The sequence below is a fragment of the Legionella nagasakiensis genome, from assembly GCF_900639915.1.
Classification (GTDB): Bacteria; Pseudomonadota; Gammaproteobacteria; order Legionellales; family Legionellaceae; genus Legionella_A; species Legionella_A nagasakiensis.
Genome location: NZ_CAAAID010000002.1, coordinates 263266 through 275840, shown reverse-complemented (window position 1 = coordinate 275840; position 12575 = coordinate 263266). Strand labels below are relative to the sequence as shown.

The following is a 12575-nucleotide window of genomic DNA, read 5'->3' as shown; positions in this document are numbered from 1 at the left end:
TCCAATTCTAAATTATGGCAAGCTCCTTACTTGCATGCAGCCAGGATGATAGCGATAATTGGGACTTTAAATTATTACAAGGTTAATGATGGAATTTCTCGCCGAATACGGTCTGTTTGCACTAAAAACATTTACGCTGGTTATCGCAGTCTTGCTGTTGGTTGCCGGAATTTTATCCTTAGGCCGAAAACCCAAGCCTAAATTGGAGATCACCTCACTGAATAAACATTGGGATGATATGAAGCAGCGCATGCAAAAAGAAGTATTAAATAAAAAACCAGAAAAAGAAAAAACCAAACAGAAAAAAGAAAAGCAATCAAAACCTTCTCTTTATGTACTTGACTTCAGCGGTGATATAAAAGCTTCACAAGTCGAGCAATTCCGCGATGAAATTTCAGCCATCCTTGCCGTAACAAAAGAGGACGATGAAATTGTTGTTCGCCTGGAAAGCCCTGGTGGTGCAGTAAATGCCTATGGATTAGCCGCCTCCCAGTTACAGCGCATCCGCGATAAGAACATACCGTTAACCGTTTGCATTGATAAAATTGCTGCCAGTGGCGGCTATTTAATGGCTTGTGTCGCCAACCGCATCGTCGCCGCACCATTCGCTATTATTGGCTCCATTGGGGTCGTTGCCCAATTACCTAACTTTCATCGCTGGCTAAAAAAAAATGACATTGACATTGAACTATTAACCGCTGGTGAATATAAACGCACTCTTACATTGTTTGCCGAAAATACCGAGAAAGGCCGTAAAAAATTCAAAGAGGATCTAGAACAAATACATAAGTCATTTCGCGACTATGTGCTAGCGAATCGTCAACAATTAGACATCGATAAAGTAGCAACGGGCGAACATTGGCTTGCTCAGGATGCCTATGACTTACGCCTGGTAGATACCCTAAAAACAAGTGATGAATACCTAGGTGAGAAAATGGCCTCTTTTAACTGTTTTAAAATCACCATGCACGGCAAGCAATCACTGGCGGCAAAACTGTTAAAACCAGCGGTTAAGCTATTGCATCCATGGGCATGAGAATCTACCGGACAACATTTCGCAAAAATCGTAATAGATGTATATACTTATAATAGAATTCCCATTCAACGACGGAGCGCACAATGAGTGATTTCAAATCCAAATTACCTGATCTGAAAGAATTGGGCTCAATGACAGGTAAATTATTTAAAGACATTAAAACCAGTGTTACTGAAATCATTACTGATTACAAAAAAAAACGTGAAGAAACGGCACAAGCAGAAGAACAGTCTGTAAAGGCAACAGAAACAAAACCCGCTGCCACACAACCCACAGAAGAAACCAAGAAACCTGAGACAAAAGCAAAACCAGAACCAGAACCTAGTGCAGAAGTTTCAGAAGAAAAACCGATTGAAGAAACTGTACCTGAAGCTGCTAAACCAGCTGTCGAAGACACGCCACCGGCAGAAACCGAAACACCAGAAGAGGCACCTGTTGAAGCTAAAAAAGAAGAAAATAAAACGGAGAAGGAATAGGGTCTGTTTATACACCTCCCTTTAAAAAGAAAGGGAGGAATCCTTTTTTGATTATGCAACAAAATCCTGTTAACAGAAGGCTAAGCAGGATTTTTTGCTCATCAACTTTTTTTGCAAATTTTTCTGCATTCACCGATAACAAATAATTTCACTAAATCCAGTGCATTGATTACCAAAACATAATTTCTGATTACCTATGGCCTTGGTCGCGGGAACACGTTCTTGTTTCTTATATCCTTCAGTACGTAAATAGCCCATCCGGCGACAAAAAGAATGCGCCGCCTGACGACCACAACCTTTACCACTCTCATAGCACCAGTCAACACGATAATGATCCATGCGTGGAAGAGCAAACCGGCGATAACGATAATAATAAATTTGCGGAGGTTTATGCGAAATATTTCCTACACAACGGATAAGCTTGAACCCATTACAACGCCATCCTTTACACTGGGCTTTGGAAAAAATGTAATTTGTTAAACCAACATTATAATCAATGATCTGTTTATCAGCCTCTTTATATCCCATCATCTGACAATAACGACGTGCCACGGGCATTCCGCATTCTTTACCACCTAGCGTGCAATAATTCAAACGCTGAATATGAAACGTGGGACTCCAAAAATTCCGATAATAATTTTGACTTTTCCCCTCCGCATTGACCTTGCCAATAGTGAGATTAAGCACAATGAATAGGATGAGAACGTTACGAAAAATAATCATTAAATAATCCTTTATCCTGTATATACAAATGGCAACATTAAGGCAAGATGCATCGCAATACCCCACGCCGACAAGAGCATATTCTCAGGCTCTGTACGGTTATGACTCATGTTAGCTTATCGCATCTGGTTTGTTAATAACATAACTCAACACGTTGATTACCCAGTAAATCGCTCAATAGTCTCAAAACATCATCGCTTGGATTCACCCGCCATGAAACTTCTAGATTTAATACAGCCTGAGCCTGTCCATTTGAATAATGGATTTGCACGGCACACTCTCCCCGATGAGTTTTTAATACCGATTGCAATTGTGGCAAAACCTTCCGGTCTTCTGAAGTCAGTTTTAAAACCAAGCATTTGGCGAAACGTACTCGAGCCTCACTGAGTTGATAGAGCGCAGTAGCAGTCATTTTAAATCCGCCGGTGTAATCATCCTGGGAAATTTCACCTTCAATGACGAGTATTTGCCCTGTCTGAACAGCAGTAGATTGCGCTGCAAATACTTCTTCAAAAACAACAACATCAAGGTTGCCAGAAACGTCTTCAAATCCAAGAATAATTAGTTTTTTTCCTCGTTTAGTCAGCAAACGACGAATACTCTTTACCAGTCCACATATCGTGACTTTTCTAGAAGACGCAGGATTAAGTTTAGCAATGGGGACTGTATAATCCTTAAACTCCTGCAAATAGACCGAGGCGGGATGCCCTGTTAAGTAAAATCCTAATGTTTCTTTTTCGCCATCCAAGCGCAGTTTTTCATTCCATGGGTTACATGGCGCATAGTCTTCTTCCTGATTATTAGCCTCATCCAGCAATCCAAACAAATCTGTTTGGCCACTGCTTTGGTTCTGAAGAAAGCGGATACCAGCCTGCATGGCTTTCTCTAAAGATTCAAATAAAACGGCACGTTCTATCTGCCAATCGTCCATCGCACCACTTTTTATCAGAGCTTCTAAGACTCGACGATTCACCTTACGCAAATCCTGACGTTGACAAAGGCTGAATAAGCCTGTGTAGTGACCTTCTTTTTCGCGAGCACTCACGATGCTTTGAATCGCTGCTTCTCCTACGCCTTTAATTGCTCCAAGTCCATAAATAATCCTATGATCATTAATCACTGAAAAATGATACTGCGAATGATTGAGGGATGGTGGCAATACGTCAATATTCATACGCTTACATTCATGAATAAAATTCACCACTTTATCCGTATTATCCATATCTGAAGACATAACCGCGGCCATAAACGCAGCAGGATAATGAGCTTTTAACCAAGCGGTTTGATAAGCGACTAATGCATAAGCCGCCGAGTGCGATTTGTTAAATCCGTACCCGGCAAATTTTTCCATTAAATCAAATATATTTTCAGCTATTTCAGCAGCAACCCCACGTTTGGTTGCACCTTCTGTAAAAATAGCACGCTGTTTTGCCATTTCTTCAGGTTTTTTCTTACCCATCGCCCGCCGTAACAAATCAGCAGCACCTAAGGTGTAATTTGCTAAAACCTGAGCGATTTGCATGACTTGTTCCTGATAAAGAATAACCCCATACGTTGGCTTTAAAATCGGCTCTAGATCAGGATGAGGATATTCAACCTTAGCTCGCCCATGTTTTCGGTCAATAAAGTCATCTACCATGCCTGATTGCAATGGACCAGGACGAAACAAGGCAACCAAAGCGATAATTTCCTCAAAACAATCAGGCTGCAAACGATGTATTAATTCTTTCATGCCCCTGGATTCAAGCTGAAATACCGCCGTTGTCTGGCAAGCCTTGAGCAAATCAAAGGCAGCTTTATCATCCATCGCAATTTCATTAATGTTCACCGATGGCAAACCCGCCATCTTTTGCTGATGATTGATGATTTTTAATGCCCAATCAATGATGGTTAAAGTACGCAATCCCAAAAAATCGAACTTGACCAGTCCTGCTGCTTCCACATCATCTTTGTCAAATTGACTGACGAGCTGCGTGGAACCTTCCTCGCAATAGATTGCTGTAAAATCGGTTAACTCAGATGGAGCAATCACCACGCCACCCGCATGTTTGCCGGCATTGCGAGTAATCCCCTCCAGTTTTAATGCCAGATCGATAAGCTCTTTAACTTCTTCTTCGTGTTCGTAACGACGACGTAATTCATCTTCCTGCTCAAGCGCTTTTTTTAAGGTAATACCAAGTTCAAAAGGAATTAACTTGGCAAGTTTATCAACAAAACCATAAGGATGACCCAACACACGTCCTACATCTCTAACGACCGCCTTTGCCGCCATCGTACCAAACGTGATGATTTGTGATACGCTTTGCCGGCCATATTTCTCAGCCACGTATTCAATCACACGATCACGTCCTTCCATACAAAAATCAATATCAAAATCAGGCATGGAAACGCGTTCCGGATTCAGAAAACGTTCAAAAAGCAGATCATACTGAAGCGGGTCAAGATCCGTGATTTCCAACGCATAAGCAACCAATGAGCCGGCCCCTGAACCACGACCAGGACCAACCGGAACATCGTTTAATTTTGCCCATTTAATGAAATCAGCCACAATCAAAAAATAGCCGGCAAACCCCATCGAATTGATTACATCTAATTCGATTTGCAAACGTTTATCATAGAGGTGGCGCGATGCACTTAACTTATCGCTATTGTCACGAAAAATCTGCTGTAAACGTTTTTCCAGCCCTTCTCTGGATAGATGCGATAAATAATCCTCAACCGTTGATTTAGGAGGAACCGGAAAATTTGGTAAATAATTTTTCCCCAAATCAAGCTTTACTGTACATCGCTGGCTGATTTCCACGGTATTTTGTACTGCCTGCGGTAGATCGCTGAATAACTCAACCATCTCATCTGCTGAACGTAAATATTGTTTTGCATGATATCTTAACGTACGGCGTGGATCGGCCAGTGTGTATCCCTCATGAATACATACTCGTGCTTCATGTGCATCATGATCTTCTTCATTTAAAAAACGCACATCATTGGTCGCAACTAGTGGTAGTTGCAATTTTTCAGCCATTTGAACAATTTTTTCATTATAAACCGCTTCATCCACTCGATTGGTGCGCTGAATTTCTAAATAAAATCTATCCGGAAAGACTTGCGCCCATGATTTAGCAAGTGCATAAGCGGTCTTATCATCACCTGCCAGCAAGGCCTGGCCTATCTCCCCTAATCGCCCTCCTGACAGGGCAATCAAGCCTTCTGCATGCTCTCGTATCCATTGAGTCTGTATGCGAGGCTCACCTTGATATTGACCCTCTTGATACGCTTTAGAGACTAAGCGGGTTAAATTGCGATAACCAAGTTCATTTTGACACAGTAAAACCATGCAATAAACAACATCCGGTTTTTCCGGATCGTGGCAGGGTAAATCACACCCTAGAATCGGTTTTACACCTGCCGCCACAGCCGTTTGAAACACTTTGACAGCGGCAAACAAATTACAATAGTCTGTGATGGCAACCGCATTCATACCTTTTTCAGGAAGGGATTGCATCAAAGGTTTAATACGTACCAATCCATCCACTAATGAATATTCAGTATGCACCCGAAGATGAACAAAACGTGATTGCATAAAAGGCCATAATCCTTAATTTCATGGCAGCAATGTACCGAACTCGCCGCGTCACAGCAAGTAGCGTGCCCAATTAACCCAACATGTTTTATGAGAAAACTTCTTTTCCAACTCTATTACAGTAGCCAATACGGTGCTCAGCACACTGCAACAAGTTTGAAGAAAACCTATCTTCCTATCATAAACCAGCTCGCCGTGGATCAAACGCATCCCGTACCGCATCAGCAAGCAAGTTACTGGCTAAAACCAAAACAAACATGAAGAGAAAAGCCGCCAGCATGGGCCACCAGACAATAGGCTCTCGTGCCAACTCTAAACGAGCAGCATTAATCATATTTCCCCAACTGATGGTCAGTGGTGATACGCCGACACCAACATAGGATAATACGGCTTCTGCCAATACTAGAAAACTAAAATCCAGAACCAGCGTAATTAATACAATATGCATGACATTCGGCAATAAATGCTTAAAGATAATCTTGTGTGACCGACTCCCCAAAGCCTGGGCCGCCAACACAAAATCAATTTCCCGCAATTTCAAAGTCTCGGCACGCAATAGTCGACAGAGACTAGTCCAACTGGTTACACCTAAAATAAAACACAAGGCAAGTAACCTCGCATCGGCACTTTGCGCCAGAGTGGTAAATTGCTCAGGATGATTAGCAATGTAGGTCTGCATGGATAGAATTGAAGCAGTAATAAGCAATACGCCTGGAATAGAACTCAATGTGGTGTATACGTATTGAATAATATCATCAATAACACCGCCAAAATAACCCGCGGCAATACCTAACATCAACGCAAGCGGCATCATAAATAACGTTGTTAAAACACCAATGACCAGGCCTGTGCGGATACTTTTTACAGCATAGAAGAAAATATCCTGGCCAATTTTTCCTGTTCCAAGCACATGCAAATAACGCGATAACCAATAGCTTGCGATCATCAGAATCAAACAGATAAATAAGGTCATAAATGCACTGATGCTCGCTCGACTAAAGGTAAATGAAGTCATGCCAGAATACACGCTTCTGATACCAACCATTGCCAACCAGAAAAAAATGATAATGAACAGAGCAATCACCACCGTCATGGACAAAACACGCCAGACAAACTGCTGCATATCCTTGTCGTCTTTAATCCATTCCGGTGGATATTTCAGACGCGGATAGATTTGTTGAATCTCGCCATCGACAATGCTTGCCTCTGTGGTATACAGCGTTAGAGACATAGGAGCAGAATACGTTTTTTCATACTCATCTCCCAATGGTGCAAACAGTCTATCCAGTAATGACTTAGGCTTATATTCCTTTACTGTTTTGTAATGAATAGAATCAAGGATGGCAATGATGAGAAAAAACAACAAAATGATGGCTGAACTCACGGCAATGGGTTTTTTAGAAATCTGGAGAAACGCTCTACGGATATGCGCTTTGCGCATACCTTGAATGAATATTACAGCACTCAGAAGTAAAACCAGCAAAAAACATTGATCCGTCCATAATAATTCCAGCTTCATTTCAATCTCACCCTGGGGTCAACCAATGTGTAGGAAATATCCGTCAAAATTAATCCAACAATATAAAGAACAGAACCCAAAAATACCATTGCACGGACAATGGCAAAATCCTGCTGCTGAATCGCATCAATAATATAGCTACCCAAGCCTGGAACTCCAAAAAATGATTCGAGCACCAGACTCCCCATAAATAAGGAGGGAATAATCACCACGATACCGGTTAAAATAGGTAACATGGCATTTTTCAAAACATGGCGAAAAAGGACAGCCAATTCAGACAACCCTTTGGCACGTGCGGTTTTTACATAATCTTTATCCATTTCTTCTAAAAATAAGGTTCGATACCAGCGACTTCCGGCTCCCAGTCCCCCTATTACCGCAACCAGAATCGGCAAAGCAACAAATTTAATGCTATTTAATCCATCGTCATAACCAGAAATAGGTACCAGACGCAATACTTTACCGAATAGATACTGACCACCAATAATATAAAACATGGCCGAAATCGACATCAGAATGATGCAAAAAATCACCCCTGTCAGATCAAGATAACTTGAGCGGAAAAAAGCCATGGTCATCGCAAATAAAATATTGACCAACATGCCTAATAATAAAACGGGAACAGCAATCGCAAGACTCGGCCACATCCGTTGTGAAATATCATAACTGATATCTCTTCCCGCATCCGAAACACCAAAATCAAAAACAAATAACAAAAATGATTTTTGAAAAAACAGGGTATGCGTCAAGGTCTTTAAACCCGTTTCATCCTGATTATAAAAAAGCGGCAAATCATAGCCGCGCTGTGCTTTCCACTGCTTAATGGCTACTGGGGTCACATGTTTTTCACCTAATTGCATACGTGCCATGTCATCCGGTGTATTGACCATAAAAAAAAGGGCGAAGGTTAGGATGTTTATTCCCAACAGAATAGGAATTGCGTAAAAAACACGACGAATCAAGTATCCAGTCATAAATCAACCCTAGGTGCACAGCGTTGTTGCTTGCGACGATAAGCAACGGCAAACGGCAACAAAAACAATAAACACAAGCCCAAAAGCAAACCAATAGGCCATAAGACAGGTTTATTCCAGGCGGCCCTTAGTGCATTGCGCAAAGGCACATCGATAGCCATGTATTTCAAGGTATTTGAGGAAATAGTATTTGGTTTTAGTGGCGAGACCCATTGTTGAGTCAAGACAAGGCTTTCACTGTTAATTCCCCATACCCATGGAGCGTCTTTGCGTACAATAGACACCATTTGATCGATCAGTTGCTGTCGTTTTTCATCATTATCATGATTTTTCATTACATTAAACAAACGATCATACGTTGCATTTTGATAATTGGATGCATTTTCTCCCCCATACCTGACTTTTCCATTGGGTCCATACAACAAAAACAAGAAATTCTCTGGATCTGGATAATCGGCATTCCACCCCCAACTAAATATCTGAGCATTGCCGCTGCGCATTTTTTCCTGAAAACGATTGTATTGGGTGGCACGAATATTAAGCGAAATACCTATACGAGCAAACTGCTTACGCATCCAGTTTAATCTCTCTTTATCATCAGGGCCACCAGTAGCAGGCACATCATAATGTAAAATGAGTGGCTTACCAGTAGCTGGATCAAGTCCGTCAGGATAGCCGGCGTCTTTCATCAACGCTTTGGCGTCCTCAATGGGACGCCGTTTTGCCGTGTTTCCATCCCAAGCATACACATAAGGATTAATACCTTCTTTTCCATCTCGATAACCAAAGATTCCAGGCGGGATTGGTCCCTGAGCCGGCTCGCCTCGTCCATTAAAAAAGATGGCAATGTTTTCGTCATAATTAATGGCAATAGAGATAGCTTGTCGCAGCTTTCTTGCTCGTTCACTGTTACCACCGACCACATTATCCAGCATATTAAAACCAAGATAAAAAATGGAAGCATCAATAACCTGAGTCAAACGCATCCCTTTTGCATGCATGGCAGGCGTCAGTTTTGCATCCCCTGACCGTGTTATTTGAATCGCCTGGTCAAAACTGTCAGCACTAATGCCTGACAAGTCATAATAACCTTGCAAAAATTTACTCCAGCGAGGAATGGCTTCTTTTTCAAGCGTATACACTGCCTTTTCAATGAGGGGCAAGCGTTCTCCTTGATGATGCAAGTAACCTTTTTGCTTGTCCTCTTGATTGGTTGAGGTTGGAAAATAGGTATCCCGATAATTCGGATTTTTGTCTAACACCATACGGCTATTTGGATTATTCTCACTAAGCATGAACGGCCCAGTTCCAACTGGATACCAGCCAAGTCCTAAATTTCTATCATCCATGTCCGGTTGTGCATAAAAACGCTCTGCTTCCCAAGGAATGGGAGAAAAAAACGGCATGGCCAACCAAAAGAGAAATTGAGTGTACTGACCATTAATGGTGATTTCAAACGCATAATCATCTATTTTTCGCACGCCTGATAAAGGATATTGACGTAAATCAATATACCCTTTCCCAGAGCCATTGCCTGGCAAAGTAGCGCCATAATCACGAAAACCTTTAATATATTCACTCATCAACCCATAAATAGGCGAGTTCACCGCCGGATTAGCTATACGCTTTATTTCATAGATATAATCGTCAGCGATTAATTCTCTTGTACCCACATGCTCAAAATCGGACAATTGATTAATATCATGATCATCAAGAAATTCAGCAGACAACTGATGATAAAAATAATGACCATGCTCATCTTGAGCAAACGCTGGGTGCGGCTGATAATAAATTCCAGGCGTTATATGAATCGTATAAATGGAATATGCAACCTGCCCTGATTGTGGTTGCGTCAATACCTTGCCTTGCTCATCATAATAATGAACCTCAGGCAGTTTTACAGCCGTGAGCGGAATTAATTGATAGGGACGTTGCAAATAATCATATTGCAATATTGGTTCATAAATTTGGGCAATAAATTGATATTCGTTACTGGAATAAGATTTAGCAGGATCCAACGTTTTAGGTTGTTCGCTAAAAGACGTGTAATAAATTCTTTGCAGCGATTCACTCGCTGGATAAGGATTATTTAATATCCAATTGCCTGCGTATACCCCAGAGGGTAATAACAGCAGAATAAACCACACTCTTAATGTCGTTGCCAAAAGCAAAAAATCACCTCCTGTTCTTAGGCTTGTTAACAAGCTCTTACTGAGACAACATGTTAAAAAATTCATCTTCACTCAATACACGCACACCAAGTGTTGCCGCTTTACTGAACTTCGAACCGGGATCTTCTCCAGCGATGACATAATCTGTTTTTGCCGAAACACTTCCCGTCACCCGGGCGCCAACCTTTAGAAGCTTTTCTTTTGCTTCATCACGACTCATGCTGGTTAATGTTCCCGTCAATACCACCGTTTTATCATAAAGCGGATGCTGGATATCAGTCTCTTTGACGGTTGCACGCGGCCAATGCACGCCATACTCCAGAAGCCTGTTGATCACGACCATATTGTGCGGCTGTGCCAGGAAGTGAACCACATGTGAGGCAGCAACCGGTCCAATATCCTTTAATTCCATTAATTCTTCAATCGTTGTCTTTTTAAGCGCCTCTATATCTGTAAAATTTATCGCAAGAATATGAGCGCTGGCTTCACCAATTTCACGAATGCCTAATGCATACAGAAAGCGTTGAAACGTTGTTTTTTTACTTTTTTCAATAGCATTCACCAGGTTTTCAGCGGATTTTTTCCCCATCCTTGGCAAATTGGCCAACTCCTCGAGAGTCAATGTGTAGAGATCAGACACATCATTCAGCCGACCCTTATCGACCAATTGTTCAATCAATACCTCGCCCAACCCATCGATAGCCATTGCTTTTCGTGAAGCATAGTGCCACACCATACGCTTCAATTGTGCTTTACAGAATAAACCACCGGTACAACGCGCAACGGCTTCCTCTTCTTCGCGGATAACATCAGCGCCACATACTGGGCAATGTTCTGGCAATTGAATGCTTTGTGTGTCTTTGGGTCTTTTTTCCATGACAACAGAAACCACTTCCGGGATAACATCGCCAGCTCGGCGGATAACCACAACATCACCGATGCGAATATCCTTGCGCTCAATTTCATCCATATTATGCAATGTCGCATTACTGACCGTTACACCAGCAACATGGACTGGTTTTAAACGAGCCACGGGGGTTAATGCCCCTGTCCGCCCTACCTGGAAATCAACCGCCAATAAGATGGTTATTTCTTCGCTGGCAGGAAACTTATGGGCGCAAGCAAAACGTGGTGCACGTGCAACAAATCCTAACTTATCCTGTAAAGCCATACTATCAATCTTATAAACGACACCATCGATTTCATAAGGCAAATCCGTCCGGCTCGTTAACATGCGTTCATAATAAGTCAGGCAGCCTTGTAGTCCTTGCACAAGTTGAATATCATTTGCCACTCTAAATCCCATCGTTCGCAAACACTCTAATTGCTGCATATGACTATCGGGGAAATGATAGTCGTTGCTGCTTGCTCCAATGCCATAACAATAAATGGCCAAAGGCCTGCTTGCGGTTACCGCCGGATTCAATTGCCGCAAACTGCCGGCAGCCGCATTGCGTGGATTAGCAAACGTTTTTTCCCCGCGCTTCCGTGCTTCTTCATTGTAGGCTTCAAAGCCAGCCTTAGGCATATACACTTCACCGCGAACTTCCAATAAATCCGGCACGTCATCCGTCATCAATTTCAGGGGGACCGCCGCTATCGTTTTTATATTATTGGTAATGTTTTCACCGACTGCTCCATCACCACGGGTTGCTGCAGATTTTAATCGCCCTTTTTCATACGTTAAATTAACGGCCAAACCATCTAATTTAGGTTCGCAAGCAAACATCAAATCATATTGCTCCATATCCAATCTATCAGCCACCCGCTTGACAAACGCTTGCAATTCTTCCAGAGAAAAAACATTCGACAAGGAAAGCATCGGTTGCCGGTGAGCGATGGGCTCCAACTCTGTTGCTGGCGCAACGCCTACTCGTTGAGTCGGCGATTCTGGACTCATGTATTGCGGGTAACGCTCCTCAAGAGACTGTAAGGACTTAAAACAGCGGTCATATTCAGCATCTGGAACCAATGGCTCATCTAACACATAATAATGGTAATCATAAAGCCGAATACGCTCACGCAAGGTGTTCATTTGTTCTAATATCGAATGGCCGCTCATGTCACAGTAACCAATAAAATGCATGTTAAATGAT

Annotated in this window: 8 protein-coding genes; 2 read left to right on the top strand and 6 right to left on the bottom strand. The window is 42.1% G+C overall.

What is annotated here, in order from left to right; all coding sequences use genetic code 11:
• Window positions 1–88: 88 nt before the first annotated feature.
• A complete protein-coding gene (gene sohB / locus E1O52_RS02745) occupies window positions 89–1036 on the top strand; it encodes a protease SohB (protein ID WP_133127215.1) in 948 nt (315 codons plus the stop codon).
• 83 nt (window positions 1037–1119) lie between these two features.
• Complete coding sequence (locus E1O52_RS13315) at window positions 1120–1512, top strand: hypothetical protein (RefSeq protein ID WP_133127171.1); 393 nt, start codon at window positions 1120–1122, stop codon at window positions 1510–1512.
• A gap of 129 nt (window positions 1513–1641) precedes the next feature.
• On the opposite strand, the gene E1O52_RS02735 is transcribed toward E1O52_RS13315, so the two are convergent.
• From E1O52_RS02735 to ligA, 6 genes are all read right to left on the bottom strand, one after another.
• On the bottom strand, window positions 1642–2235 hold the full coding sequence (locus tag E1O52_RS02735; protein ID WP_133127170.1) for a hypothetical protein: 594 nt from the start codon (window positions 2233–2235) through the stop codon (window positions 1642–1644).
• A gap of 133 nt (window positions 2236–2368) precedes the next feature.
• A complete protein-coding gene (gene dnaE, locus E1O52_RS02730; protein WP_133127169.1) occupies window positions 2369–5815 on the bottom strand; it encodes a DNA polymerase III subunit alpha in 3447 nt (1148 codons plus the stop codon).
• A gap of 178 nt (window positions 5816–5993) precedes the next feature.
• Window positions 5994–7334 carry an ABC transporter permease gene (locus E1O52_RS02725; protein WP_133127168.1) on the bottom strand — a complete coding sequence of 447 codons (1341 nt, stop codon included), beginning with the start codon at window positions 7332–7334 and terminating at the stop codon, window positions 5994–5996.
• Window positions 7331–8308: an ABC transporter permease gene (locus E1O52_RS02720; RefSeq protein ID WP_133127167.1), complete on the bottom strand. Its 978-nt coding sequence runs from the start codon at window positions 8306–8308 to the stop codon at window positions 7331–7333. The genes E1O52_RS02725 and E1O52_RS02720 overlap by 4 nt, the downstream gene beginning before the upstream one ends.
• Window positions 8305–10545 carry an ABC transporter substrate-binding protein gene (locus E1O52_RS02715; RefSeq protein ID WP_133127166.1) on the bottom strand — a complete coding sequence of 747 codons (2241 nt, stop codon included), beginning with the start codon at window positions 10543–10545 and terminating at the stop codon, window positions 8305–8307. Before E1O52_RS02715 ends, E1O52_RS02720 begins: the two co-directional genes overlap by 4 nt.
• Window positions 10517–12541, bottom strand: coding sequence for an NAD-dependent DNA ligase LigA (ligA, locus tag E1O52_RS02710; protein ID WP_133127214.1), 2025 nt, complete (start codon window positions 12539–12541; stop codon window positions 10517–10519). The genes E1O52_RS02715 and ligA overlap by 29 nt, the downstream gene beginning before the upstream one ends.
• Window positions 12542–12575 lie beyond the last annotated feature (34 nt).

Bases quoted from the DNA above. Each gene is read 5' to 3' on its own strand.
- E1O52_RS02725 (WP_133127168.1), bottom strand. From the start codon at position 7,334: ATGAAGCTGGAATTATTATGGACGGATCAATGTTTTTTGCTGGTTTTA.
- E1O52_RS02720 (WP_133127167.1), bottom strand. From the start codon at position 8,308: ATGACTGGATACTTGATTCGTCGTGTTTTTTACGCAATTCCTATTCTG.
- E1O52_RS02735 (WP_133127170.1), bottom strand. From the start codon at position 2,235: ATGATTATTTTTCGTAACGTTCTCATCCTATTCATTGTGCTTAATCTC.
- ligA (WP_133127214.1), bottom strand. From the start codon at position 12,541: ATGAGCGGCCATTCGATATTAGAACAAATGAACACCTTGCGTGAGCGT.
- E1O52_RS02715 (WP_133127166.1), bottom strand. From the start codon at position 10,545: ATGAATTTTTTAACATGTTGTCTCAGTAAGAGCTTGTTAACAAGCCTA.
- E1O52_RS13315 (WP_133127171.1), top strand. From the start codon at position 1,120: ATGAGTGATTTCAAATCCAAATTACCTGATCTGAAAGAATTGGGCTCA.
- sohB (WP_133127215.1), top strand. From the start codon at position 89: ATGGAATTTCTCGCCGAATACGGTCTGTTTGCACTAAAAACATTTACG.
- dnaE (WP_133127169.1), bottom strand. From the start codon at position 5,815: ATGCAATCACGTTTTGTTCATCTTCGGGTGCATACTGAATATTCATTA.